The organism is Aromatoleum toluolicum (assembly GCF_012911005.2).
Lineage (GTDB): Bacteria > Pseudomonadota > Gammaproteobacteria > Burkholderiales > Rhodocyclaceae > Aromatoleum > Aromatoleum toluolicum.
The window spans coordinates 51681-78555 of the sequence record NZ_WTVS01000001.1; the positions used below are offsets into that span (position 1 = coordinate 51681).

Sequence of the window (26875 nt, forward strand, 5' to 3'; positions counted from 1 at the left end):
TTCCGCATCCCTGCCGGAGACACACATGACCCGCATCATCGATCGGCGGTTCGACAGCAAGAAGAAGAGCGCGGTCAATCGCCAGCGCTTCATGCGCCGCTTCAAGCAGCAGATTCGCCGCGCGGTGAACGACGCGATCCAGGATCGCTCCATTCGCGACCTCGACAACGGCGAGCAGATCACGATCCCGTCCAAGGATCTGAGCGAGCCGCAATTCCAGCACGGCCGCGGGGGCATCTGGGAACAGGTGTTCTCGGGCAACGATCAGTTCGCCAGCGGCGATCTGATCAACCGCCCCCCTTCCGGCGGGGGCGGAGGACGAGGCCAGGGCAAGGCGAGCAACGAGGGTGAAGGCGAAGACGATTTCGTGTTCCACCTGTCGCGCGAGGAATTTCTCGACATTTTCTTCGACGACCTTGCCCTGCCCAACCTGGTTCGCACCCAGCTCGCGCGCATCAGTGACTACAAGACCCAGCGCGCCGGCTTCAAGTCGGACGGCTCGCCGGCGAACATCAACATCGTGCGCTCGATGCGCGGCGCGCTGGGGCGCCGGCTCGCGCTCGGCTCACCATTTTCCGCACGGTTGCGCGAACTGCAGAAGGAACTGGAGCAGGTCATCGAGGAGTCGGGCGAGGACTGCGAGGACGCGCTGAAGCTCAAGGACGAAATCGGACGCCTGCGCGCGAAGATCGAGGCGATCCCCTTCATCGACAGCTTCGATCTGCGCTACAACAACCGCATCCGCGTGCCGAAACCGACGACGCAGGCGGTGATGTTCTGCGTGATGGACGTTTCGGGCTCGATGGACGAGGAGAAGAAGGCGACGGCGAAGCGCTTCTTCATGCTGCTGTACCTGTTTCTCACGCGCACCTACGAGCACATCGAGGTCGTCTTCATCCGCCACCACACGGTGGCGAAGGAAGTGGACGAGGAAGAATTCTTCCATTCGCGCGAGTCCGGCGGCACGGTGGTATCGAGCGCCTTGAAACTGATGCATGAGGTGATCGCCGAACGCTACGCACACGGCACCTGGAACATCTACGGTGCCCAGGCCTCGGACGGCGACAACTGGGACAACGACTCGCCGATCTGTCGCGAGCTGCTGGGCTCGCAAATCCTGCCGTGGTGCCAGTACTTCGCGTACATCGAGATCACCCCCGGCGAGCCGCAGAACCTGTGGCGGGAGTACGAGAAGCTGTCGGGCGAGCACAAGAACTTCGCCCTGCAGCGTATCGAGGAACCGGCCGACATCTATCCGGTGTTTCGCGAACTCTTCAAGAAGAATTTCGTATGAAGCGCGCCACCTCAAAGAAGGTCAAGCAGCTGCCGGCGACGTCCGAGTGGACTTTCGAGGCCATCGACGCCTACCACACCGAGATCGCGCGCGTGGCGGCGAATTTCAGCCTCGACACCTATCCGGCGCAGATCGAGCTGATCACGTCCGAACAGATGATGGACGCTTACGCGTCGGTCGGCATGCCGGTGAACTACCACCACTGGTCCTTCGGCAAGCACTTCCTCTCGACGGAGAAGAGCTACCGGCGCGGCCAGATGGGCCTGGCCTACGAGATCGTCATCAATTCGAACCCCTGCATCGCCTACCTGATGGAGGAGAACACGCTGACGATGCAGGCGCTGGTGATCGCGCATGCGGCCTACGGACACAACAGCTTCTTCAAGGGCAACTATCTCTTCCGCACCTGGACGAACGCGGATGCCATCATCGACTACCTGATCTTCGCGCGAAACTACATTGCGCATTGCGAGGAGCGCTACGGCGAGGAGGAGGTGGAGTTGCTGCTCGACTCCTGCCATGCGCTGATGAACCTGGGCGTGGACCGCTACAAGCGTCCGCCCAAGCTGTCGCTTGCGAAGGAGAAGCTGCGCCAGGCGGAGCGCACGGAGTACCTGCAGAGCCAGGTCAATGAGCTGTGGCGGACGCTGCCGGTCCACGACGCCAGGCCGGGCAAGGTCGCGGCCGTGCGCTTTCCGCCCGAGCCCGAGGAGAACCTGCTGTACTTCGTCGAAAAGCATGCGCCGCTACTGGAGCCTTGGCAGCGCGAAGTCGTGCGTATCGTGCGCAAGGTCGCGCAGTACTTCTTCCCGCAGCGCCAGACGCAGGTCATGAACGAGGGCTGGGCGTGCTTCTGGCACTACACGCTGATCAACAAGCTGTACGACGAGGGCCTGCTTGCGGACAGCTTCATGCTCGAGTTCCTGCAGTCGCACACCAACGTGGTGTACCAACCCTCTTACAACGATCGCTGGTACAGCGGCATAAACCCGTACGCGCTGGGCTTCGCGATGTGGCAGGACATCAAGCGCATCTGCGAAGATCCGACCGCGGAGGACCGGGCGTGGTTTCCCGATATCGCCGGCAGCGACTGGCGCGAGACCTTCGACTTCGCGATGAAGAACTTCAAGGACGAGAGCTTCGTCGCGCAATACCTGTCGCCAAAGATCATGCGCGACTTCCGCATGTTCGCGATCCTTGACGACGAACACGAGGCGAAGCTCAAGGTCTCGGCGATCCATGACGAGACGGGCTACCGGCGCGTGCGCGAGATCCTGTCCGACCAATACAACCTCGGTAGCCGCGAACCGAACATCCAGGTGTGGAACGTGGACCTGCGCGGCGACCGCTCACTGACGCTGCGCCACCAGCAGTATCGCAAGCGGCCGCTGGGCGGCAGCATCGACGAGGTGATGAAGCACATGGCACGGCTGTGGGGCTTCACAGTGCGGCTCGAGACCCAGCACGAGGACGGGAGCGTCGAGCTGGTCCAGGAGACGCGCCTCGAAAAGCGCCGCGGACAGGCCGAGAATTAGGGAATCTTCGCAGCGAGTCAGTGCAAGCACAATGCCACTGAACGCCGGCCCGTCGGATCGACGCGCCGGCGTTCGCTTTTCAGGGCAGCGGAAGACCCGCTCGGCGCAGTCATGCTGGCGCCTCGCATGACGCTCTTTTATCCGGGACATTCAATCGCACATTGACGTCATAAATCGGACTGGGGCTAGAATCGGGCATTTCCCTTCCCGCCGGAGGCTTCATGTTCCTGCCGCCCAAACCGATCTACCCGGTAGACGGCATCCGTACAATCGAAGCATTGGTCGCCCCGCATGCGCAGCCCAGCCTGATGGAGCGTGCCGGCCGCGTCGCTGCGGAGGAAGCCGTGCGCCTCACGCAGGATCGCGCGGGACATGTCCTGATCGCCTGCGGCCCTGGAAACAACGGCGGGGACGGCTTCGTGATGGCACGCCGCCTGCTGCAGGCCGGACGCAACGTCACCGTCGCCTTTGCCGACGACGCGGCGAAGCTGCCGCGTGACGCCGCGGCTGCCTTTGCAGCATGGCGCGCGGCCGGCGGCGAGACGGTCTCGGACTTTCCGGCTGCGCCGGCAAACGGCTGGGCGCTGGTGGTCGACGCACTGTTCGGCATCGGACTGCGCAGCCCTGTCACCGGACGGCATGCGCAGTGGATCGAGGCGCTCAACGCGCAACACGCCCCGCGGCTGGCGATCGACATTCCCAGCGGACTCGACGCCGACACCGGGCAGGTGTTGGGCACGGTCTTCCATGCGACCACGACGCTGACCTTTCTGGCGCTCAAGCCGGGACTTCTCACGCACGACGGACCGGACATCGCCGGAGTCGTCAATGTGCACCGGCTCGACATCGACCCGCCGAATTACCTGCCACCCAAGGGCCTGCAGATCCAGTCGGGCATCCTCAAACCCTTCCTCAAGCAGCGTCTGCAGAACACCCACAAGGGGTGCTACGGTGACGTCGGCATCATCGGCGGAGCGCGAGGCATGACCGGGGCGGCGCTGCTCGCGGGGCGCGCCGCATTGAAACTGGGCTGCGGCCGGGTGCTCACCGGCCTGGTCGACGACGCGGCGCCGGCGGTCGACTTCACGCAACCCGAGCTGATGCTGCAGCGCCCGGACGACGTCATCGAACTCGCGACCGTTCTCGCGCTAGGGCCGGGGCTGGGCGACGGCGAGGCAGCCGCGGGGCTGCTCGAACGGGCGATCCGGCGGCCGCGCCCCATCGTGCTCGATGCCGATGCGCTGAACATCGTCGCAGCCTCGGAAAACCTGCGAACGCTCGTCGCCGCGCGCGAGGCGCCAACGGTGATGACGCCCCACCCCGGCGAAGCAGGACGCTTGCTGCGCTCGAACACAGCCGGCGTCCAGAGCGATCGTGTCGCAAGCGCCCTCGAACTCGCACGCACCTTCAATGCGGTAGTGGTCCTCAAGGGGAGCGGCAGTGTGATCGCGACGCCGGACGGCCGCTGGCTGATCAACAGCACCGGTCACCCCGGTATGGCGAGCGCGGGCATGGGCGACGTGCTCACGGGATTGATCGCGAGCCTGATCGCGCAAGGGTGGCCGGCCGAATCGGGTCTCATCGCGGCGGTACATCTGCATGGCGCGGCGGCCGACCGGCTCGCCCGCGAAGGCATCGGTCCGGTGGGTCTGACCGCGAGCGAAGTCGCGGAGGCTTCACGCGGCATCTTCAATGCATGGACGATGCAGGCAACCAAGGGGCACTGAATGCTGCAGACGGCGCGGGCGGTGATTTTCCACGAATAACGCAGGTTGTTCGCCCATCATCGCCCGGCGGGACTGCTAGAATCGCCGTGTCCGATTTTGTAACAGACCAATGCCGCAGATCAGCGTCGACCGACTCAGGCCAGGCGTATTCATTTCACTGGCCTCGCTAGGCTGGATGGATCACCCATTTCTGCTGAGCCGCTTCTGCCTCTCGAATGAGAAGCAGATCCAGGCGCTGCGCGAAATGGGCATCACCGAGGTCGAATGGGACCCGGCGCGCAGTACCGCGGAGCCTTTCCCGCCGCGCACCGCGGATGCGCAGGCGCCGGAACCGGAGCAGGATTTCGGCACGGCTGCCCTGGCGGGCATGCAGGACGAGAAACGGGTGCGCATCGAACGGGTGCGCGAACAGCGTGAAGGCCTCGCGCGGCGCGAGCGTCTGTTCGAGCAGCAGGCGATTGCCGCGGGCGATGTGTTCCGGTCGTTGGCGAGCCGGCCGCAGGACGCGCAGCGACAGGCCAATGCGCTGGTCGGCAGCCTGGTGGAAAACCTGCTCGGCAACGACAGCATGGTGATCCATCTGGTGAATCAGAAGAGCCGCGAAGGTGGCCTGGCATTCCACGCGCTCAACGTCATGGCGCTGTCGCTGATGCTGGGCAAGACGCTGGGACTCTCCGAGGAGGAGATGCGCCACCTCGGTCTGGGCGCCCTGCTCCACGACATCGGCAAGCAGGAGATTCCGCCGCGCATCCTGCGCAGCACGAAGCGCACGGGTCCCGAGGAAGATTTCTACCGCGCCCACGTGGGCTACGGGATCAAGGCGATCAGCTGCATGCGCGACCTGCCCGTGCCGGTGCGCAACGTCATCGCCTGCCACCACGAATTTTTCGACGGCAGCGGCTTTCCCAACCGGCTCGCGGGCGAGAAGATCCCCCGGCTCGCCCGCATCGCGGCGATCGCGAACCGCTACGACAACCTGTGCAACCCCTTCGACCTGCGCGAGGCCAAGGCGCCGGCCGAGGCGCTGCGCCAGATCTTCCGCACCGAGAGCAAGCACTACGACGAGCAGCTCGTGCAACTGTTCATCAGGACGCTGGGAGTCTATCCGCCCGGCACCTTCGTGGCGCTGTCGAACGGTAGCGTCGGCATGGTCGTCGAAACCAACCCGGCAAACCTCCTCCATCCGCTCGTGATGCTGCACGACCCGGACATTCCGCGTTCCGAAGCCATGCTCGTGGACCTGCGCGACGCCGACCTGAAGGTGGAAGCGGCGCTCAGCCCGGCGACCCTGCCGGTCGAAACCGTCGAATACCTCGCACCGCGCGGGCGTCTCGACTACTTCGTCGACGGCAGCAAGAACTGAGCGTCCGCGCTTGACGGCGCGACGCCGTGTCAGCTCCTGCCCTGCGCGACGCCCGTGCGGCCGGGCAGGCGGATTACTCCGGTCGCAAGCCCCGTCCCCGCCAGGATCACCCCGCATCCCGCGAGCATGTTTAGGGTGATCGCCTCGTCGAGCAGCATCGCCCCCCACAGCATGCCGAAAATCGGGATCAGGAAGGTGACGGCGATCGCACGCGCAGGGCCGATGCGTGCGATAAGGCGGAAGTACATGACATACGCGACGCCGGTGCAGGCGAACGCGAGCAGCAGCACGGCGATCCAGGCCTCTTGCGCAGGCATCGCTTGCGGCCAAAGCCAGACGGCGAAGGGCGCGAGCACCAGCGCCGCGTAGAACTGGCTGCCGGTCGCAATCGCCATGGGATCCACGCCCGACAGGTAGCGCTTGGTGAAATTCGCCGCGATGCCGTAGTTGAGCGTCGCCGCAAGGCAGGCGGCCACCGCCCAGCCCGAGCCCCCGGTACGGAACGAAGCCTTGCCCCACACTAGGATCACGACGCCCAGCAGGCCGACCAGCAGGCCGGCGGTCGCAGGCGCGGACAAGCGGTCCTTGAGCCAGACCCACGCGACCAGGGCGGCAAACAGCGGCGATGTGGCATTCACGATGGATGCGAAACCGGCCGTGACGGACAGCGCAGCCCAAGCGTACAGTACGAAGGGCAAGGCGGAGTTGGTGACGCCGACGAAGAGCAGCGGTCCCGCCTTGCGCCACAGCGGTGCGAGTTCACCGCGCCATGCGAGCACGGGCAGCAGCAACAGGGCTGCGAGACCGACCCGAAGCTCGATGAGCGCCGCAGGGCCGAACTGCGGGGCCGCAACGCGCATGAAGAGAAACGACCCGCCCCACAGGGCGGCAAGGATCAGCAGTTCGGATACGTCACGCGGTCTCACTTCCGCTCCCGACAAGGTCGGCCCGCCAGCGGGGCACGATTGCCCCGGCCTGCGGCGGAACCGCTAGAATTTCTGTTTAATCATACCGAGCCGCGCCCGCCATGAACCTGTCACAACAACTGCGCATCGAGATCCAGCGCAACGTCGCCGCATCGCTCGCCGAAGACGTCGGCACCGGCGACCTGACCGCGCGCCTGATCGCCGCCCAAACTGACGCCCGCGGCCGGGTGATCACGCGCGAAGAGGCCGTCGTGTGCGGCACCGCCTGGTTCGACGCCGCATTCGCGGCGCTGAGCTCCGCAGCCACGATCATCTGGCATGTGCGCGACGGCGACCGCGTCGAGGCAGGCCAGGTCCTGTGCGACGTCGTCGCCAACGCGCGGGTGCTGCTCACGGCCGAACGCACCGCGCTCAACTTCCTGCAGCTGCTGTCGGGTACCGCCACCGTCACGCGCCGCTTCGTCGACGCGGTCGCGGGCACCGGCGCGAAGATTGTCGACACGCGCAAGACGCTGCCCGGGCTGCGCCTGGCGCAGAAGTATGCCGTCGCCGTGGGCGGCGGCACCAACCATCGTGTCGGCCTCTACGACGGCATCCTGATCAAGGAAAACCACATCATCGCGGCGGGGAGCGTCGCCCGCGTGATGGAGGAAGCGAAGAAGATCGCCCCCTCGAACGTGTTCATCGAAATCGAGGTCGAGGACCTCGCACAGCTCGACGAGGCGCTCGCCGCCGGCGCGAAGATGATCCTGCTCGACAACATGGATCTCGCGACGATGCGCGAAGCGGTGCGCATCACCGCCGGCCGCGCCGAACTCGAAGCCTCCGGCGGCGTGAGCCTGGAGAAGGTGCGCGCCATCGCCGAAACCGGCGTCGACCGCATCTCCATCGGCAGCCTCACCAAGGACGTCCGCGCCCTCGACTTGTCGCTGCGCCACATCGAGGAGTGAGCCGCAGGCGCAGGGCCGGGAACCGGCTCTGCGCGCTTCAGGCCTCGAGGTGCTGGACGATGAAACGCTTGACCGCGTCGACGTCTGGGGCCATCACCTCGACCCGCTGCGGCAGCGCCTCGATCCCGTCAAGTTCCGCAGGACGCTCGGGCTCGCGGCCGAGGGCTTCGCGGATCGTTTCTGCGAATTTGACCGGCAGCGCGGTTTCGAGCACCAGCAGGGGCACGCCGGCAGGCACGGACGCGGCGCAGTCCCAGGCAACCTTGACGCCGTCCGCGGTGTGCGTGTCGATCACCGTTCCGTAGGTCTCGAACACCTGCTTGATGGTCGCGAGGCGGTCGGCATGCGTGCTACGGCCGGAGACGAAGGCGTAATTCCGGGAGTCGGCGAACTCGCCGCTGGCAGCGAGATCGAACGTCCCACCTGCGTCGACGGACTTCCACAATTCGGCAACGCGCTGCGGGTTGCGGCCGACCAGATCGAAGACGAAGCGCTCGAAGTTCGACGCCTTGGAGATGTCCATCGACGGGCTCGAGGTGACTTGCGTCTCCGCGGCCTTGCGCGGACGGTACACGCCGGTCTGGAAGAACTCGTCGAGGACGTCGTTCTCGTTCGTCGCGAGGATCAGGCGCGAGACTGGCAGGCCCATCTGGCGCGCGATATGACCGGCGCAGATGTTGCCGAAGTTGCCTGAGGGCACGCAGAACGCGACCTGCTCGTCATTGGACTTCGTCGCGGCGAAATAGCCCTTGAAGTAATACACGATCTGGGCCGCGACGCGCGCCCAGTTGATCGAATTGACTGCGCCGATCTTGTACTTCGCCTTGAATGCGGCGTCGTTCGAGACGGCCTTAACGATGTCCTGGGCGTCGTCGAACATGCCGGTGACGGCGATGTTGTAGATGTTGGCGTCCTGCAGCGAGTACATCTGCGCGCGCTGGAAGGGGCTCATCTTGCCGTGCGGCGACAGCATGAACACGGTCACGCCGTGCTTGCCGCGCATCGCGTACTCGGCCGCGGAGCCGGTGTCGCCGGAAGTCGCGCCGAGGATGTTGATCGTCTCGCCGCGCTTGTCGAGCACGTACTCGAACAGGTTGCCGAGGAGCTGCATCGCCATGTCCTTGAACGCCAGCGTCGGGCCGTTCGACAGCTCGAGCAGGCCGAAACGGCCCGCTTCCAGCCAGTGCACCGGCGTGATGTCGGCGGCGTTGCCGCCGGGACGGACGAAACGATAGACGTCGGCGGTATAGGTCTTGTCGCAGATTGCCTTGAGATCGGCTGCGGGGATGTCGGTGATGTACTTGGACAGGATCTCGAAGGCGAGATCCGCGTAGGACAGGCCGCGCCATGCGTCGAGTTCGGCACGCGTCACCTGCGGGTAGGTCTCGGGCAGGTACAGGCCACCGTCGGGCGCGAGGCCGCCAAGCAGGATGTCGCAGAACTCGGGACGGGCGGCGTGGCCGCGGGTGGACAGGTACTTCACGGGCAGATCCTTGAATGGGTGTGTTCGTCAAAGGACGAAGGCACGGCGACGCGGAGGTTTCCGCATGCAACCGTGCCTGCCGTCGCGCCCGCGCACGGGGAAGATCGACGCGCGGGTCCGCACGGGGCGATTACTGCAGGTTTTCCATGCGCAGGCGCGTGATCCTGCCCTGCACGACGGGGAGCGCCTCGATCTTCGCGATCGCGGCGTTGGCGTTCTTCTCGACCGTTTCGTGCGTCAGCATGATGATGTCGGTCTGCGACGAGCCCTCCGGCGCCTCCTTCTGGATCATCGCCTCGATCGAGATGCCGCTGTCGGCGAGAATGCGGGTGATGTCCGCGAGCACGCCCGGCTTGTCCTCGACGCGCATGCGCAGGTAGTAGGAGGTGATGACCTCCTCGATCGGCAGCACCTTCAGGTCGCGCACCTGGTCCGGCTGGAACGCGAGGTGCGGTACGCGGTGCTCGGGGTCGGCGGTGTGCAGGCGGGTCACGTCGACGAGGTCGGCGATCACAGCGCTGGCCGTCGGCTCGGCGCCCGCGCCCTTGCCGTAGTACAGGGTCGCCCCGACGGCATCGCCGTGCACGACGACCGCGTTCATCGCCCCCTCGACGTTGGCGATCAGGCGCTTGGCGGGGATCAGGGTCGGATGCACGCGCAGTTCGATGCCTTCCGGGCGCATGCGCGAGATGCCCAGCAGCTTGATGCGGTAACCGAGTTGTTCGGCATAGGTGATATCGACGCTGTCGAGCGCGGTGATGCCCTCGACGTGGGCAGCGGAGAACTGCATCGGCACGCCGAACGCGATCGCGCTCATGATCGTGGCCTTGTGCGCGGCGTCGATGCCCTCGATGTCGAAGGTCGGATCGGCTTCGGCGTAACCGAGCGCCTGCGCTTCCTTGAGGACTTCGGCGAACGGCAGGCCCTTGTCGCGCATCTCGGACAGGATGAAGTTGGTCGTGCCGTTGATGATGCCGGCGAGCCACTGGATGCGATTGGCCGAGAGGCCTTCGCGCAGCGCCTTGATGATGGGGATGCCGCCGGCGACCGCCGCCTCGAAGGCCACCATCACGCCCTTCTTCTGCGCGGCGGCGAAGATTTCGTTGCCATGCACGGCAAGCAGCGCCTTGTTCGCGGTGACGACATGCTTGCCGTTCTCGATCGCCTTGAGCACCAGCTCCTTGGCGACGCCGTAGCCGCCGATCAGCTCGATGACGATGTCGATCTCGGGATCGGTGACGACGGAAAACGCGTCGTCGGTGATGCGCGGGCCGGCGCCTGCGACCTTGCGCGCGAGTTCCAGGTTCTTGTCGGCCACTGCGGTAATTCGGATCGGGCGACCGGCGCGACGGGTAATTTCCTCCTCGTTGCGTTTCAGAACGGTGAAGGTACCGCCACCGACGGTACCGATGCCCAGCAGGCCAACATTGATCGCTTTCATAAGAACTCGTTGAGTTTTGTCTTCAGATGGGTGAAACGGGTTGCTTCAGGTGCCGTGACGCTTGCGATAGCTTTCGAGGAAGCGGGCGACGCGTGCGATCGCGTCGCGCAGGTCGTCTTCGTGCGGCAGGAACACGAGACGGAAGTGATCCGGGTGCGGCCAGTTGAAGCCGGTACCCTGCACCAGCAGCACGCGCTCCTGCTCGAGCAGTTCGGCGATGAAGGCCTGGTCGTCCTCGATGGGGTAGATCTTGGGATCGAGCTTCGGGAACATATACAGCGTCGCCTTCGGCTTGACGCAGCTGACGCCGGGGATTGCAGAGATCAGCTCGTAGGCGAGGTCGCGCTGGCGGCGCATGCGCCCGCCCTCGGCGACGAGATCGTCGATGCTCTGGTAGCCGCCCAGTGCCGTCTGGATCGCGAATTGCCCCGGCACGTTCGCGCACAGGCGCATCGAGGCGAGCATGTTGAGCCCCTCGATGTAGTCCTGGGCGTGGCGCTTGTCGCCGCACACGACCATCCAACCGGCGCGGTAGCCGCAGGAGCGGTAGTTCTTCGACAGGCCGTTGAAGATGATGGTCAGGACGTCCTCGGACAATGCGGCCATCGACGTGTGGGAGACGCCGTCGTACAGGACCTTGTCGTAGACCTCGTCGGCATACAGGATCAGGCCGAATTCGCGCGCCAGATCGATGATGCCGCGCAGGATTTCGTCCGGATACAGCGCGCCGGTCGGGTTGTTCGGGTTGATGACGACGATGGCGCGCGTGTTCGGGGTGATGCGGGCGCGCATGTCGTCGAGGTCGGGCAGCCAGCCGTTGGCCTCGTCGCACAGGTAATGCACCGGACGGCCGCCCGACAGGCTCACAGCCGCGGTCCACAGCGGGTAGTCCGGCGCGGGGACGAGCACCTCGTCGCCGACGTTGAGCAGCGCGTTCATCGCCATCACGATCAGCTCGGACACGCCGTTGCCGATGTAGATGTCCTCGATCGTCACACCCTTGATGTGCTTCTGCTGGGTGTAGTGCATCACCGCCTTGCGCGCCGCGAAGATGCCCTTGGAATCCGAGTAGCCCGCCGAATTCGGCAGGTTGCGGATCATGTCCATCTGGATCTCTTCGGGGGCGTCGAAGCCGAACGCGGCGAGGTTGCCGATGTTCAGCTTGATGATCTTGTGGCCCTCGTCTTCCATCTGCTTGGCGCGCGTGAGCACCGGACCGCGGATGTCGTAGCAGACGTTGGCGAGCTTGGCAGACTTGCGGACCTGCGGGAGCCTCGGGGCTTCGGGCTGCCCCTTCGTTTGTTCGGGCGGGACAGCAACCCGCAGTTTCGGCTCGACGCTCATCGCACTCCGTCCTTTCTTTCGCATGTTCCACTCCGCGTCGGACTCCCGGCGCGCCGTCGGCTCCGGACCTCGCGGGCATGCAGCTGCCGGTGGGCCGGAAAACCAAAAGAATGTATCTTATCCAAGCCTGTATCCCCCGGCAATTTTGCCGACCGAGCGAATCCGATGAAGCTGAACCTCCAACAGAACGCCGACCTCAACGTCGTAACCGGCTACGGCACGGACCACCTGATGATCAACAAGGAGCGGCATGACGGCAACACGCTGGTCACCGCCGACCGCATTGTCACCGGCTGGGCGCCGGGCGGCTTCGCCGGCCTGAGTGCCGACGATTTCGCCGTGGTGTGCGAATTGAGGCCCGAAGTGGTGCTCATCGGCACCGGCAGCCGCCAGCGCTTCCCGACGCCGCAGGTGCTGCGCCCGCTGATCGAGGCGCGCATCGGCTTCGAGATCATGGACTTGCCGGCCGCCTGCCGCACCTACAACATCCTCGCCACCGAGGGCCGCTCCGTCGTGGCGGCGCTGCTCTTCGACCCAACCTGAGGACGGGGGCGCGGCCGGAAATCCGCCGGCAGCGCCATCCGGATCACACAGCCGTTGTCATTCCCCCGGCTCCTCCGCTACGCTGATCGCGACAACCGACGACGGAGAGCCCCATGAACACGACAAACACGGCTTCCGCGGCCGACTTCACCCTCCCTGCGACCGGCGGCGCGAGCGTCACGCTCACGGCGCTGCGCGGGCGCAAGCTCGTCCTGTACTTCTATCCGAAGGACAACACCCCCGGCTGCACGAACGAGACCGCCGATTTCCGCGACCGCCACGCGGAATTCCAGGCCGCCGGCTGCGACGTGTACGGCATTTCGCGCGACAGCATCAAGTCGCACGAGAACTTCAAGGCCAAGCTCGGCCTGCCCTTCGAGCTGATCTCCGACGCCGAAGAGGCGGCGTGCAACGCCTTCGGCGTCATCAAGATGAAAAACATGTATGGGAAACAGGTGCGTGGCATCGAGCGCAGCACCTTCGTCATCGATGCCGAAGGTGTGGTCCGCCGCGAGTGGCGCGGCGTGAAAGTGGCCGGCCACGCGCAGGAAGTGCTGGATTTCGTGAAGAGCCTGTAACTCTCCGTTCAACCCGACGCCCCGAGCATCACCCACTCCATGACCAAACGCGCGCCCGCCAGCCGGAATACGAAGCTCTTCGTCCTCGACACCAACGTGCTGATGCACGACCCGACCAGCCTGTTCCGCTTCGAGGAGCACGACGTGTTCGTGCCGATCATGACGCTGGAGGAGCTGGACAACAACAAGAAGGGCATGTCCGAAGTCGCCCGCAACGCCCGCCAGGCGAGCCGCACGATGGACGAGATCGTGAGTTCGTGCGCGGCCGACATCGCCGACGGCATCGACCTCGATACCCCGTCGCGGGAACTCGCGACGGGCAAGCTCTTCCTGCAGACCGAAGCGATCAACATGGCCCTGCCGGCGGCCCTGCCGACCGCGAAGGGCGACAACCAGATCCTCGCCGTGGTGATGCATCTGGCCGAGCGCTTCCCCAAGCGTTCGGTGATCCTGGTGTCGAAGGACATCAACATGCGCATCAAGGCCCGCGCGCTGGGCCTCGACGCACAGGACTACTTCAACGACAAGGTGCTGGAGGATACGGACCTCCTCTACACCGGCTGGCGCGAACTGCCGCCCGATTTCTGGGACACCCACGCCAAAGGGATGGAATCCTGGAAAGAGGAAGGCAGGACCTACTACCGCATCAAGGGTCCGCTCGTAACCAGCATGCTGGTCAATGAGTTCGTCTTCCAGGACGGCGAATCGCCGCTGCAGGCCTGGGTGAAGGGACGGGACGGGCGCAGCGCCCTGATAGAGACGCTGATCGACTACGCCCACAGCAAGAACAACGTGTGGGGCATCACGGCGCGCAACCGCGAACAGAACTTCGCGCTGAACCTGCTGATGAATCCGGAGATCGACTTCGTCACCCTGCTCGGCCAGGCAGGTACCGGCAAGACGCTGCTGACGCTCGCCGCGGCCCTGACGCAGGTGCTCGAAGCCAAGCGCTACTCGGAGATCATCATGACCCGGGTGACCGTGCCGGTCGGCGAGGACATCGGCTTCCTGCCGGGCACCGAGGAAGAGAAAATGGCGCCGTGGATGGGCGCGCTCGAAGACAACCTCGACGTCCTCAACGGCACGGCGGGCGAGGGCGGCGACTGGGGCCGCGCGGCGACGCGCGACCTGATCCGCTCGCGCATCAAGATCAAGAGCCTGAACTTCATGCGCGGGCGCACCTTCATCAACAAGTTCCTGATCATCGACGAGGCGCAGAACCTGACGCCGAAGCAGATGAAGACGCTGATCACGCGCGCCGGCCCCGGCACCAAGGTGGTGTGCCTCGGCAACATCGCGCAGATCGACACGCCTTACCTCACCGAAGGCAGCTCCGGCCTGACCTTTGTCGTCGACCGCTTCAAGGACTGGCCGCATTCCGGCCACATCACCCTGCAACGCGGCGAGCGCTCGCGCCTGGCCGATCACGCCGCGGAAGTGCTCTGACGCCCGCCGGGGCGGCGGCACCCGCCCCGCCCCGACGATCCCCCTGACAAGAGGCGGGAATTTGCCCTGGATCATCCCGGCTTGCGGGGATGCACCCTATAATGCGCAGGTTTTTTGCCTGCGAAAGCCCCCATGCCCGCTGCCGCCTCGGAAATGCTGGTCGGAGCCAGTTCGGACTTCCTCACGCGCTTCTCGCCGTTCAACCGGATGGAGCCGGAGGCGCTCGAATTCCTCGCCGAACGCGCGACCCTGGCGTTCCACGCGCGCGGCAGTGAGATCCTGACGCCGGAGATGGGGCAGCCGACGCACTTCCACATCGTCCAGCGCGGCAAGGTGCAGGCCCGCCAGCTCGGCCCTGCGAGCGTCACCGACTACGCCGCAATGACGCTCGGACCGGGCGAATGCTTCCCGATCGGCGCGATCTCGGCGCAGCGGCCCTCGACCAACGCCTACGTCGCGGTGGAGGACAGCTTCGTGTTCCAGCTGCCGGCGGAGGACTTCCTCAAGCTCATGCAGATGAGCCCCGTCTTCCACGTCTTCTGCACGCAGTACATCGCCAGCCTGCTCAACCAGTCGCGCCAGCAGCTGCAGAGCACCTTCGCGCAGCGCGCGGCGGAGCAGCAGACGATGACGACGCCGCTCGGCCAGCTGGTGAAGAAGGCGCCGATCTTCGTCACGCCCGACAGCTCGATCCGCGCCGCGCTCGAGAAGATGTCGGAGATGCGCATCGGCTGCATGGTGATCACCGACGCCGAGCAGAAACCGCTCGGGATCCTCACGCAGAGCGACCTGCTGCCCCGCGTCGTGCTGCCGGGCATCGACCTGCAGCGCCCGATCGGCGACGTGATGACCGCAACGCCGCACGTGATGTCGGCGTCCGACTCCGCCTACGACGCCGCCCTCGAGATGGCGACGCACGGCGTGCGCCACCTGCTGGTGGTCGATTCGGAGGGGCGGCTGAAGGGCGTGGTGTCCGAGCGCGACCTATTCACGCTGCAGCGCATCGGCTTGCGCCAGATCCGCTCCAGCATCGAAGGTGCGGACGACCTCGAAGCGCTGCAGCGCGCCAGCCGCGACATCCGTCAGCTTGCACTCAACCTCATCGCCCAGGGCATCGGCGCGGAGCAGCTGACGCAATTCATCTCGGCGCTCAACGACGCCCTGACCTGCCGCATCATCGACCTCGCGCGCGCGAAGCACGACCTCTACGGCATCGACTACGCATGGCTGGCCTTCGGCTCGGAAGGCCGCCACGAGCAGACGCTGTCCTCCGACCAGGATAACGGCATCATCTATGCCTGCCCCGAAGGCACAGACCAGGCCGCGCTGAAGAGCCGCCTGCTGGCCTGCGCGAAAGAGGTGAACGAGAATCTCGCCGCCTGCGGCTTCCCGCTGTGCAAGGGCAACATCATGGCGAGCAATCCCGAGCTGTGCCTCACGCTCGAGGAATGGAAGGGACGCTTCGGCGACTGGATCCGCGAACCCGACCCGCAGGCCCTGCTCAACGCGACGATCTTTTTCGACTACCGCGTGCTGTGCGGCAACGAGCGCCTGGGCGACCAGCTGCGCGGGTGGCTCAACCGCACGGCGAAGGCCTACTCCAACTTCCTGCGCCTGATGGCGTCGAACGCGCTCCAGGTCGCCCCGCCGCTCGGACGCATCCGCGATTTCGTCGTCGAGGACGACGGCACGATCGATCTGAAGAAGTCGGGGGCACGGCTGTTCGTCGACGTCGCACGCATCCTCGCGCTGCGCGCCGACGTCGCGTCGAGCAGCACCGTGCAGCGCCTGCGCCAGGCCGGCAACCGTATGGGCATGCCGGCCGAGGAGATCGCCGCGCTGATCGACGGCTTCCACTTCATCCAGCTGCTGCGCCTGCGCGCGCAGCACCTCGACACCGAACACGACGCACCCGGCGACAACCGCATCGACCCGGACAAGCTCAACGAACTCGACCGGCGCATCCTCAAGGAAGCGTTCCGTCAGGCGCGCAAGCTGCAGTTGCGGCTGAAGCTCGACTACCAGCTATGAACTGGCTCACCCGCCTGCTCGGCACGCGCACGGACACAGCCTCGCTCGACGCCGCGCTGCGCGACGCCATCGCGAGCTGGGAGGCGCTTGCCGCGCCCGAGCTGGGCAGCGCGCACTTCGAGACGCGCTACGTGGTCATCAACACCGAGGCGACCGGACTCGACCTTGACAAGGACCGCCTGCTCGCGGTCGCGGGGATTGCGATCGACCGCGAGCACCTGTCGCCGCACGACAGCTACTACGCACCGCTGGAGCCCGATGCGGCGACCGCGCTGACGAACCTGCTCACGTTTGCCGGGAAAGGCCCGGTCGTGGTCTTCAACGCGTCGTTCAACCGCAGCCTGCTCGAACGCGCGCTCGACGAACACCTCGGCCTCACGCCCGACTGGACCTGGCTGGACCTGCACTGGCTCCTGCCCGCGCTCTACGACGAACACATCGACGGACCGGCCCGCCTTGCCGACTGGATGAAGGCCTTCGGCATCGAGACCTTCCAGCGCCACCACGCACTGGGCGACGCCTGGGCGATCGCACAGCTGATGCTGGCCGCGCAGGCGCGCGCACGCGCGCTCGGTCTGAACACCCCACGCAGTCTGGCGGACCTGGAACACAGCCGCCGACAGTTGAGGCGCCACGGATGAATCGAATTTCCCTCGCACGACCCATGCATCACCGCCTGACGACCCGTATCGTCGCACTTCTCGCCACGACAGCCCTGCTGATCGCCCCGCCCGCGGGCGCCGTGGACACGCCCGCTCCAGCGGACCAGGCCGCCGAGGCGACGTCGTCCTTTGACCGCTACGGCACCGCGGCGCAGGACCTCATCAACCAAGGCATGGAGTATCTCGGGATCCGCTACCGCTTCGGCGGCAATTCGCCCGAGACCGGCCTCGACTGCAGCGGGCTGGTCCAGAACGTCTTCCGCAACGCCCTCGGTCTCAACCTTCCGCGCGCTGCGCGCGACATGGCCCGCGTCGGCGAAAAGGTCGGCGTGCAGGATCTGAAGCCGGGCGATCTCGTGTTCTTCAACACGATGCGCAAGGCCTTCTCGCATGTCGGCATCTACGTCGGCGACGGCCGCTTCCTGCACGCCCCGTCCAGCGGCGGCGAAGTGCGCATCGACGAGATGAGCCAGAGCTACTGGGCGAAGCGCTTCAACGGCGCACGCCGCATGGTTCCGGAAGGCGATCTGGGCCTGCCGCAGGCAAACTGAACGGCGCCGCGTTACACGCGGCATCCCTCTGCTGCGGGCCGGGTTTTCGTCTAGGCTGGACTGAAGTCCCGACGAGAATTCCCGCATGTTGATCGCACAGCTGTCCGACCCGCACGTCGTCGCCCCCGGCACCCTCCTGTACGGCAGCATCGATACCGGCGCCCTGTTTGCCGCGGCAATCCGGCGCATCGCCGGCTTGGCGCCGGCACCGGACCTGGTCGTCGTTTCCGGCGACCTGGTGAATGAAGGCAGCCCGCAGGAATACGCCCGCGTGCGCGCACTGCTCGGGCCGCTGCAGATGCCGTGGCAGGTGATGGCCGGCAATCACGACGACCGCGAGCAGCTCGAGGCCGCATTCCCGGGCCAGGGCTTCGGCAATGGCGGCTTGTGCTGCGCGAAGCGGACGATGGGCAATCTGAGCCTGCTGTTCCTCGACACGACCATCCCCGGCGAGGAAGGCGGCGAAATCGCCGAGGCGCAGCTCGCGTGGCTCGACGAGGCCTGCGACCCGCTGCGCGCAACGCTCCTGTTCCTGCACCATCCGCCGTTCGCAACGGGCATCGCCGGACTCGACGCGATCGCGTGCCGCGGGGCCGATCGCCTAGCGGAGTGGCTGACCGTTCACTGCGAGGTGCGCGCCCTCGCCTGCGGCCACGTGCATCGTCCGATGTTCACGAGCTTCGCGGGGCGACCGTGCGTAACGGCCCCCTCGATCGCCCACCAGATCGTCTGCGACCTATCGGGCAGACCTGATGCGCTGGCGTGGTGCCGCGAACCGCCGGGTTTCCTGCTGCATCGCTGGCAGGACGGCGAACTGGTCTCCCATGTGCTGCCAATCGACGAGAGCCCCGCGGTACCCTACGATTGAATCGTCATCAACAGGAAACGCTCCGTGCCCGCTTGCCCGCGAGTGCGCGTTCCACTCGAAGCGGCCGTCGCGTCACCCCTGAAGGTGTCGACGACCGCGCGTTTTCGGCCGTCCAAAGGCAGTCATCGCCCTCGTTCGGCGCTCGTTTCACCCGCGCTGCCTATCCCGGCTTCACCTCGACCAGCTTGCGATACTGCGCCATGTGACGGATGGCGTCCCTGGGCTTGCTGAACTGCTCGCATAACAGCGCCAGGTTGTAGTGGCAATCGGCCAGGCCGGGGTCGCCGCGTAGCGCCGCCCGATAGGCGTCCATCGCTTCGTGCTTGCGATCCATGTCGTCGAGCAGGACGCCGAGGTTGTACATCAGTGTCGGGGCGCTGCCGCACGCCGCGATCGCCTCGCGATAGACATGTTCGGCCTCCGTCAGGCATCCGGCCTCGTGCAGGAGCGATCCCAGATTGATGCGGGCATCGAGCAGCTGCGGCGCCTCGACGATGGCACGCTCGTACGCTCGCCGCGCAGACTCGGGTTCGTCGCGCTCCAGGGCGAGCGCCCGCTCGAACCAGTGCGTCGCGTGCGGCACTGCGTGAGCGGGAGCTTCCGCCGGCTTGTACTCGACCACGTTCAGCGAGCCATCGGACGGATCGCCTTCGAACGCGAGCAGATACTGGCCCGATTCGGCCTGCCAGTGACTACCGCCTTCCTTCACCACAACACGGTCGGCGACCACGCGGACGGAAAGGCCCGACAAGGGCATCTCCTCCGGAAGCCGGCTCCGCAGCGCCTTCATCGACCGCAGGATGCGCCTGGGCGGCACCTGCGCCTCCGCGAGCGCCTGAGCGGTGCGCAGGACGACCAGATCCTGAAAGGAGAAGCGCCAGGCGTTGCGCGGGCCGCGTTCCGGCGAAACGAAGCCCGCCTCGATCAGTGCGCGGATCGTGCTGCGTCGCAGGCCCAGAAGCTTTTCGACCTCGCGCACGCCGTAGCGGTGCATGGGGGAAACCTCGCTATTTCTTGGCCGTCTTGCGCACCGCAGGCTCCACGGCGGATCGCGCCCGCTTGGGCGGCTTGCGCGCCTCGGCCTGCGGTGCGGGCGTCACGGGAGCCTTCTTCTCCAAGCTGGCGCGCAGCGCTTCCATGAGGTCGATCACCTGACCGCGACCTTCGCCCTCCTCGGTCAGCGTGATCTCCTGCCCCTCGACCTTCTTCTGTACCGCCGCCTCGATGCGCGCGCGCACCGCGTCCGTGTAGGCGTCGGGATCGAAGCGGTCGACGGCCTGCTGATCGATCAGCTGCTCCGCGAGCTTCAGCTCGGCGTCCTTGACCTCGGTGTGCGGGATGTCGAGATCCTTGATCGACCGCACGTCCGAGCCGTAGAGCAGTTGCTGCATGACGAGCCCATCCTCGACCGGCCGGATCATCACCACGTGCTGCTTACCATGCGACGCCCAGCGGCCGAGGGCGCAGCGCCCGGACGCGCGCAGCGCCTGAGCAAGCAGCGCGTACGGCTTGGCGCCCCCCTTGTCGGGAGCGAGGTAATAGGCCTTGTCGAAGTACACCGGATCGACGGATTCGATCGGCACGAACTCGCTGATCTCGGCGCTGTGCGAGCCCGTCTCCTCGAGCGCCTTCAGCTCGTCGGGGCTGAAGGTCACATACTGATCCTTGGCGAATTCGTAGCCCTTGACGATGTCGTCGCGCGGCACCACCACCTCTTCCTTCAAGCACACGTACTGCTGCTTGAGCCGCGATCCGCAGCCCTTGTGCAACATGTTGAACGAGACGGTCTTGCTCGTCTCGGTGGCCGAATAGAGCTTCACGGGGATGGCCACCATTCCGAACGAGATCGTGAGCGATGCGATCGATCGTGCCGCCATGCTTGTCTCCGGGGGTCAGGGAGGTTTACGTTTTTGCGCCCGACAAAGCCCGTTCCAGGCTCAGCTTGCGCTCCAGGGCGTCGTGCCAGCGATCGCCCGTTTGCGCCAGGCGCTGCGCGACGTTGGTGATCCTGAAATCGAGCGGGTGCGCGCTGGCCAGCTCGTCCCAAGTGAGCGGCATCGACACCGGTGCGCCGGGCACCCCGCGGGGCGAGTAGGCGACGTTCAGCGTCTTGCCGCGGACGTTCATATTGTAGTCAAGGAAAATCTTGCCGGTCCGCGAGCGCACACTCCACTCCATCGTGATGTCCCGCGGGTGCAGACGCAGCAGGTGCCGCCCGACAAGCTCGCACACCTTGCGCGCGGCATCGAAATCGAGGGTGCGCCGGATGGGCACGAAAATGTGTAGCCCGGTCTTGCCCGAGGTCTTGACGATGGCGTCCAGCGCCATGCTCTGCAGCAACTCGCGCAGCCAAAAGGCCACCTCCTTGCCCTTCTCGAAGGCGAGCGTATTGAGTTCCGGCTCGCCTCCCGGCGCCTCCTTGCCGGAATAGATGTATGGGTCGAGATCGAACACCACGTAGTCGGGGTAGTTCAGCACCGAGGCTTCAAGAGTGGAAAGCGAACTAGCGTAATCGGTTCCCTGGACCGCCGCATCCGGCCCGAGACGCGCACGCGAATGCCAGACATGCAACTCGATGGTCCCGTACTGCGCCAGCCACAGCAGAGTGGCCAGGTTGTTGCAGATGAGCACTTCATGACTCTCGTCCTGGTGCCCCGAATACACGTCGAGCATGTCCAGGAACTCCGGCCGCTCCTGCTCCCAGCGCTTCTGGAAAAACCGCTGCCCGAAGATGCCGTCGGGCATGCGAATCAGCGTCAGCGGGCGATCCGCGAGGTGAGGCAGGAGGAAGGGCGAGACTTGCGCGAAGTAGCGCAGCAGGTCGCGCTTGGTCACCGCCGGCTGCTTGAGGGCCTTATCCTCCGGCCAGTAGACGCGATCGAGATGCGTCAGCCGTATCCGGTGCGGACCGACCGCGAGAGAGAAGGCCGTCTTGCTGTTTTCCAGTTGCTGCAGGATGTCGTCGATCTCGCTGCTCCCACCCGCCGCGCGCGCCGACCCGCCGGCGGGCGGCTTATGCGGCACCACGCCACGCTCAGCACGGCGCACCGACTTGGGATCGATATCGTCGCGCATACGGAGAAAAATCGGCACGCGCAGGCTGCCGTCCTCCGTCCACTCCTGGAACTGCACCTCGACCACCAATTCCGGCCTAACCCAAGTCGTCGGCCCATTCAGCTCCGGCTTCTCCACGAACGGGCACACCTCCGTTCGCAAGTCCTCCAGCCGCGCCCTGACCTGCTCCAGCGTTGCGGTGTCGAAGCCGGACCCGACATGCGAGGCATAACGCAGGGCGCCCCCCTCACCCCCCTCCCGGTACCCCAGCAGCAGCGCACCGAGCGGGCCTCGCGAGCCCTTTCCGCGGGTGTAGCCGCCTACCACGAACTCCCCGCTTTGAGTGGCCTTGATCTTGAGCCAGGACGACGAGCGCCGTCCCGCCGTATAGCGGCTGTCCTTGCGCTTGCCGATGATCCCCTCGAAGCCGCTCGCGAGCGCGGCCCGCTGCAGCGCCTCCCCATCCTCCGCGACATGGACAAGCTGCAGCAGCGGCGAAGGCAGCAGGCATTGCGCGAGGTAGCGGCGACGGTCGTGATAAGGCGCCGCCCGCAGATCGACGCCGGCGAAGTACAGCAGGTCGAAGCAGCAATAAACCACTGGCGTGCTGCGGTCTGCCGCGGCGATATCGCGCTCGGCTTTCAGATGGAAACGGTTCTGCAGCGCATTGAACGACGGCCGGCCGCTCGCATCGAAAGCCACCAACTCGCCGTCCACGATCATGTCCGCCCCCTGGCCGCGCAGTTCCGCGGCGAGCCGGGGAAAAGTAGTAGTCAGGTCGAGGCCCCGGCGCGATTGCAGTTTCACGCGCATTTCCGTCCCATCCCGGGCGACGAACGCCAGCACGCGATAGCCGTCCAGCTTCGGCTCCCACAGCCAGTCGGCGTCGGCAAACGGCGCCTCGCCGGTCTCGGCGAGCATGGGCGAGAGTGTCGCAGGCATCGCCTCGGGCCGGCCGGTGGGCACCAGCGTCGCCGCCGGCACCCGATGCGTCGGCAGGACCTTGATCTCCTCGACCGCCAGCCCGCAGAGCACCGAGCGGTTCCGCCCGGCCATATCGGCCGAACCCGCGGCCGGCCCCGCGTAGCGGTCCTTGTGCTTGATCAGGAGCCAGTTTCGCGGCTCCCCGCTGCGAACCAGCGCGAAGGAGCCCTTCACCTTCTCCCCGCGCAGCTGAAAGCTGAGCTTGCCTTTGGCGAGGCCCTCGCGCACGCGACGCTGCGCTTCGTCGCGATCGTCAAACGAGTACGCCTGATCCTCATCGGGCGAATAAACGCCGCAATCCCAGACGATCACCTCCCCGGCGCCGTACTGCCCGGGCGGGATCACGCCTTCGAAGGAAGCGTAGTCGTAGGGATGATCCTCCGTCTCCACCGCAAGCCGCTTGTCCGCGGGATCGAGGGACGGCCCCTTGGGAACTGCCCAGGATTTCAGCACTCCATCACATTCAAGCCGGAAGTCGAAGTGCAGCCGGCGGGCCATGTGCTGCTGGATGACGAAGAGCAATGGCCCGCCCCCCGCCCGTAGCGCCGAGGGTGCCGGCTCCGGTGTAGCAGTGAACGTCCGCTTGGCCGAATACTCGCCCAGCGGGTCCGTCCCGGCCGCGGGCGGCCCCTTCGCCGGCTCTTTCGCTTGGCGTGCCGGACGCGAGGGCGGAGCCGTCTCAGCTCGGCGCGGCATGAGGCGAGTCCCCGGGAGAAATGCGATGCGATTGGCGACCGGAACGAGCGGCTTTTCGTACAAGGAGTGGCTCGGCTCCTTCTACCCGGAAAAGCTCCCGGCGAACGCGATGCTGCGCTACTACGCCGAGCGCTTCACGACGGTGGAGATCAACAACACCTTCTACCGCATGCCGGCCGAGTCGATGCTCGCGCACTGGGCGGAAGAAGTGCCGCCCGGCTTCTCCTTCACGCTCAAGGCGCCGCGCCGCATCACGCACGAGGAGCGCCTGCAAGAGTCCGAATCGAGCGTGGCTGAATTCCTGCGCCGCGCCGGCACCCTGGGGGATAAGCTCGGCGTGCTCCTGTTCCAGCTGCCGCCGTATCTCAGAAAGGATCTTCATCGGCTGCACGATTTCCTGGCGGTATTGCCGTCGGACAAACGCTACGCCTTCGAGTTTCGCCACGTCTCCTGGCAGGACGACGAAGTCTACGACGCCCTGCGCTCCCACGGCGCAATGTATTGCGTCACCGACACCGACGAAGGGGAAACGCCCTTCGTGGCGACAACGGAGTGCGCATACATCCGCCTGCGGCGAACGCACTACGACGACGCCGACCTGCACGCCTGGGTCGAACGCCTCGCGGCACAAGCGCTGGACCGCGCCTACGTCTACTTCATGCACGAGGACGAGGCGCTCGGCACGCGCTTCGCCCACCGCCTCGAAGAGTTGTGGCAGGAAGCGGGCGGAATGCGGTAAACGGAAAAGCCCGCACCAGTAACGGTGCGGGCTTCGAGGTGCTGACGGACGCTTGGGACTTAGACCGTGACGGTCGCTGCGACGTCGCTGAACTCGGCGATCTGGTCGAAGTTCATGTAGCGGTACACGTCAGCAGCCTTGGCGTTGACCGCCTTGACCTGCTCCATATACTCGGCGACCGTCGGAATCTTGCCCATCAGCGCGCAGACCGAAGCCAGTTCGGCCGAACCGAGGAAGACCTGGGTGTCGATGCCGAGGCGGTTCGGGAAGTTGCGCGTCGAGGTCGACATCGCCGTGCTGCCCTTGCGGATCTGCGCCTGGTTACCCATGCACAGCGAGCAACCCGGCATTTCCATGCGAGCGCCGGACTTGCCGAGGATCGCGTAGTAGCCTTCCTCGTTGAGGATCATGGCGTCCATCTTGGTCGGCGGGGCCACCCACAGGCGGGTCGGGATGTCCGACTTGCCTTCGAGGACCTTGCCGGCAGCACGGAAGTGGCCGATGTTGGTCATGCACGAACCGATGAAGACTTCGTCGATCTTGGTGCCGGAAACTTCGGACAGCAGCTTCACGTCGTCGGGGTCGTTCGGGCAGGCAACGATCGGCTCCTTGACGTCGGCCAGATCGATCTCGATCACGGCGGCGTACTGGGCATCCTTGTCGGCCTGAAGCAGTTCCGGCTTGGCGATCCACGCTTCCATGGCCTTGATGCGGCGGCCGAGCGTACGCGCGTCGGAGTAGCCGTTGGCGATCATCCACTTCATCAGCGTGATGTTCGAGCGCATGTACTCGATGATCGGTGCCTTGTCGAGCTGGACGGCGCAGGCGGCGGCGGAACGCTCGGCGGCAGCGTCGGAGAGCTCGAACGCTTGCTCAACCTTCAGATCGGGCAAGCCTTCGATTTCGAGGATGCGGCCGGAGAAGATGTTCTTCTTGCCCTGCTTGGCAACCGTCAGCAGGCCCTGCTTGATCGCGTAGTAGGGGATCGCATTGACCAGGTCACGCAGCGTGACGCCATCCTGCAGCTTGCCCTTGAAGCGCACCAGCACGGATTCCGGCATATCCAGCGGCATCACGCCGGTCGCCGCGGCGAAGGCCACGAGGCCCGAACCGGCCGGGAAGGAAATGCCGATCGGGAAGCGGGTGTGCGAGTCGCCGCCGGTGCCGACGGTGTCGGGCAGCAGCAGGCGGTTGAGCCAGGAGTGGATGACGCCGTCACCCGGACGCAGCGCAACGCCGCCACGGGTGCTGATGAAGGACGGCAGTTCGCGGTGCATCTTGACGTCGACCAGCTTCGGATAGGCGGCGGTGTGGCAGAAAGACTGCATCACCATGTCGGCGGAGAAGCCGAGGCAGGCCAGATCCTTGAGCTCGTCGCGGGTCATCGGGCCGGTGGTGTCCTGCGAGCCGACGGTGGTCATCTTCGGCTCGCAGTAGGTACCCGGCAGAATGCCCTTGCCTTCCGGCAGGCCACAGGCGCGGCCGACCATCTTCTGCGCCAGCGAGTAACCCTTGCCCGGATCGTTCGGCTGGGCCGGCAGACGGAACAGGGTCGAAACCGGCAAGCCCAGCGCTTCACGCGCCTTCGTCGTCAGGCCACGGCCGACGATCAGCGGGATGCGGCCACCGGCGCGCACTTCGTCGAGGATGACCGGGGTCTTGAGCTGCGATTCGGCGATCACGGCGCCGTTCTTCAGCGCGGTGACCTTGGCGGTGGCGGCGTCGATCTTCAGCTCGATCTCGTCGCCCATGTCCATCTGGTTGACGTCGAGTTCGATCGGCAGCGCGCCGGCGTCTTCCATCGTGTTGAAGAAGATCGGGGCGATTTTCGAGCCGATGCACACGCCGCCGAAGCGCTTGTTCGGGACAAACGGGATGTCTTCGCCGGTGAACCACAGCACCGAGTTGGTCGCCGACTTGCGCGAGGAGCCGGTGCCGACCACGTCGCCGACGTAGGCGATCAGGTTGCCCTTCTTGGCCAGCGCTTCGAGCTGCTTGACGGGGCCGCGCGCGCCCGGCTCGTCGGCCTCGATGCCCGGACGCGGGTTCTTCAGCATCGCCAGCGCGTGCAGCGGGATGTCGGGACGCGACCAGGCGTCCGGGGCGGGCGACAGGTCGTCGGTGTTGGTTTCGCCGGTGACCTTGAAGACGGTCAGCTTCTGCGAGGCCGGGACTTCCGGACGCGAGGTGAACCACTCGGCGTCGGCCCAGCTCTGCATGACGGCCTTGGCGTTGGCGTTGCCGGCCTTCGCAAGCTCGGCGACGTCGTGGAAGTAGTCGAAAACCAGCAGGGTCTTCTTGAGGCCTTCGGCGGCCACGGTGCCGACTTCGGCATCGGCCAGCAGGTCGATCAGCGGCTTGACGTTGTAACCGCCCAGCATCGTGCCCAGCAGCTCGGTCGCCTTGGCGCGCGACACCAGCGCACAGCTTTCCTCACCCTTGGACAGCTTGGCCAGGAAGGCGGCCTTGACCTTGGCAGCGTCGTCCACGCCGGCGGGAACGCGATAGGTCAGCAGCTCGACGAGGAAGGCTTCCTCGCCCTTCGGCGGGTTCTTCAGCAGGGCAACCAGATCCTCGGTCTGCTGCTTGGACAGCGGCAGTGGCGGGATGCCGAGGGCGGCACGCTCGGCGACGTGGGCACGGTAGGCTTCAAGCACGGC

21 protein-coding genes are annotated in these 26875 nt (G+C 65.9%); 13 read left to right on the forward strand and 8 right to left on the reverse strand.

Features of this window, described 5'->3' with window-relative positions; all coding sequences use genetic code 11:
- Positions 1–25: 25 nt before the first annotated feature.
- The 4 genes from GPA27_RS00240 to GPA27_RS00255 all read left to right on the forward strand — a co-directional run bounded on the left by GPA27_RS00240 (position 26) and on the right by GPA27_RS00255 (position 5919).
- Entirely contained in the window at positions 26–1294 is a 1269-nt protein-coding gene (locus GPA27_RS00240) for a YeaH/YhbH family protein (RefSeq protein ID WP_169136603.1), read from the forward strand.
- Positions 1291–2829 carry a SpoVR family protein gene (locus tag GPA27_RS00245; RefSeq protein ID WP_169136605.1) on the forward strand — a complete coding sequence of 513 codons (1539 nt, stop codon included), beginning with the start codon at positions 1291–1293 and terminating at the stop codon, positions 2827–2829. Before GPA27_RS00240 ends, GPA27_RS00245 begins: the two co-directional genes overlap by 4 nt.
- Before the next feature lie 221 nt (positions 2830–3050).
- Entirely contained in the window at positions 3051–4556 is a 1506-nt protein-coding gene (locus GPA27_RS00250; protein ID WP_169136607.1) for an NAD(P)H-hydrate dehydratase, read from the forward strand.
- A gap of 109 nt (positions 4557–4665) precedes the next feature.
- Positions 4666–5919 (forward strand): cyclic di-GMP phosphodiesterase, encoded by a 1254-nt coding sequence (locus tag GPA27_RS00255; protein ID WP_169136609.1) that lies wholly within the window; start codon positions 4666–4668, stop codon positions 5917–5919.
- A 29-nt stretch (positions 5920–5948) separates the two neighbouring features.
- Here GPA27_RS00255 and GPA27_RS00260 read toward each other — a convergent pair whose 3' ends face one another.
- Positions 5949–6845 (reverse strand): DMT family transporter, encoded by an 897-nt coding sequence (locus tag GPA27_RS00260; protein ID WP_169136611.1) that lies wholly within the window; start codon positions 6843–6845, stop codon positions 5949–5951.
- 101 nt (positions 6846–6946) lie between these two features.
- Between GPA27_RS00260 and nadC the strand changes: the two genes are divergently transcribed.
- On the forward strand, positions 6947–7795 hold the full coding sequence (nadC, locus tag GPA27_RS00265) for a carboxylating nicotinate-nucleotide diphosphorylase (RefSeq protein WP_169136613.1): 849 nt from the start codon (positions 6947–6949) through the stop codon (positions 7793–7795).
- Between the two features lie 37 nt (positions 7796–7832).
- Here the strand turns inward: nadC and thrC are convergent, their stop codons facing one another.
- The 3 genes from thrC to GPA27_RS00280 all read right to left on the reverse strand — a co-directional run bounded on the left by thrC (position 7833) and on the right by GPA27_RS00280 (position 12063).
- The gene (thrC, locus tag GPA27_RS00270; RefSeq protein ID WP_169136615.1) at positions 7833–9278 is read right to left on the reverse strand and encodes a threonine synthase; all 1446 of its coding nucleotides are present in this window, start codon (positions 9276–9278) and stop codon (positions 7833–7835) included.
- A 130-nt stretch (positions 9279–9408) separates the two neighbouring features.
- The gene (locus tag GPA27_RS00275; protein ID WP_169136617.1) at positions 9409–10719 is read right to left on the reverse strand and encodes a homoserine dehydrogenase; all 1311 of its coding nucleotides are present in this window, start codon (positions 10717–10719) and stop codon (positions 9409–9411) included.
- 45 nt (positions 10720–10764) lie between these two features.
- Positions 10765–12063, reverse strand: a complete 1299-nt coding sequence (locus tag GPA27_RS00280) for a pyridoxal phosphate-dependent aminotransferase (RefSeq protein ID WP_246260891.1) — start codon at positions 12061–12063, stop codon at positions 10765–10767.
- 165 nt (positions 12064–12228) lie between these two features.
- On the opposite strand from GPA27_RS00280, the gene GPA27_RS00285 reads away from it, so the two are divergent.
- The 7 genes from GPA27_RS00285 to GPA27_RS00315 all read left to right on the forward strand — a co-directional run bounded on the left by GPA27_RS00285 (position 12229) and on the right by GPA27_RS00315 (position 18742).
- Positions 12229–12606, forward strand: coding sequence for an Mth938-like domain-containing protein (locus GPA27_RS00285; protein ID WP_169136619.1), 378 nt, complete (start codon positions 12229–12231; stop codon positions 12604–12606).
- Positions 12607–12719: 113 nt separating this feature from the next.
- Entirely contained in the window at positions 12720–13184 is a 465-nt protein-coding gene (locus tag GPA27_RS00290; protein ID WP_169136621.1) for a peroxiredoxin, read from the forward strand.
- A 39-nt stretch (positions 13185–13223) separates the two neighbouring features.
- Positions 13224–14630 (forward strand): PhoH family protein, encoded by a 1407-nt coding sequence (locus GPA27_RS00295; RefSeq protein WP_169136623.1) that lies wholly within the window; start codon positions 13224–13226, stop codon positions 14628–14630.
- Positions 14631–14762: 132 nt separating this feature from the next.
- A complete protein-coding gene (locus tag GPA27_RS00300) occupies positions 14763–16661 on the forward strand; it encodes a DUF294 nucleotidyltransferase-like domain-containing protein (RefSeq protein WP_169136634.1) in 1899 nt (632 codons plus the stop codon).
- Positions 16658–17302 (forward strand): 3'-5' exonuclease, encoded by a 645-nt coding sequence (locus GPA27_RS00305; RefSeq protein WP_169136636.1) that lies wholly within the window; start codon positions 16658–16660, stop codon positions 17300–17302. The genes GPA27_RS00300 and GPA27_RS00305 overlap by 4 nt, the downstream gene beginning before the upstream one ends.
- Positions 17299–17874 carry a C40 family peptidase gene (locus tag GPA27_RS00310; protein ID WP_373322696.1) on the forward strand — a complete coding sequence of 192 codons (576 nt, stop codon included), beginning with the start codon at positions 17299–17301 and terminating at the stop codon, positions 17872–17874. Before GPA27_RS00305 ends, GPA27_RS00310 begins: the two co-directional genes overlap by 4 nt.
- 85 nt (positions 17875–17959) lie before the next feature.
- Positions 17960–18742, forward strand: coding sequence for a phosphodiesterase (locus GPA27_RS00315; protein ID WP_169136638.1), 783 nt, complete (start codon positions 17960–17962; stop codon positions 18740–18742).
- A gap of 160 nt (positions 18743–18902) precedes the next feature.
- On the opposite strand, the gene GPA27_RS00320 is transcribed toward GPA27_RS00315, so the two are convergent.
- Genes GPA27_RS00320 through ligD form a run of 3 tightly spaced genes read right to left on the reverse strand, consistent with a single transcriptional unit; the run spans position 18903 to position 23476 of the window.
- The gene (locus GPA27_RS00320; RefSeq protein WP_169136640.1) at positions 18903–19736 is read right to left on the reverse strand and encodes a tetratricopeptide repeat protein; all 834 of its coding nucleotides are present in this window, start codon (positions 19734–19736) and stop codon (positions 18903–18905) included.
- A 13-nt stretch (positions 19737–19749) separates the two neighbouring features.
- Positions 19750–20619: a non-homologous end joining protein Ku gene (gene ku, locus GPA27_RS00325; RefSeq protein WP_169136642.1), complete on the reverse strand. Its 870-nt coding sequence runs from the start codon at positions 20617–20619 to the stop codon at positions 19750–19752.
- Between the two features lie 25 nt (positions 20620–20644).
- Complete coding sequence (gene ligD / locus GPA27_RS00330) at positions 20645–23476, reverse strand: DNA ligase D (protein ID WP_373322697.1); 2832 nt, start codon at positions 23474–23476, stop codon at positions 20645–20647.
- Between the two features lie 25 nt (positions 23477–23501).
- On the opposite strand from ligD, the gene GPA27_RS00335 reads away from it, so the two are divergent.
- Positions 23502–24215 carry a DUF72 domain-containing protein gene (locus GPA27_RS00335; protein WP_169136644.1) on the forward strand — a complete coding sequence of 238 codons (714 nt, stop codon included), beginning with the start codon at positions 23502–23504 and terminating at the stop codon, positions 24213–24215.
- A 59-nt stretch (positions 24216–24274) separates the two neighbouring features.
- On the opposite strand, the gene GPA27_RS00340 is transcribed toward GPA27_RS00335, so the two are convergent.
- Positions 24275–26872, reverse strand: a complete 2598-nt coding sequence (locus tag GPA27_RS00340) for a bifunctional aconitate hydratase 2/2-methylisocitrate dehydratase (RefSeq protein WP_169136646.1) — start codon at positions 26870–26872, stop codon at positions 24275–24277.
- Positions 26873–26875 lie beyond the last annotated feature (3 nt).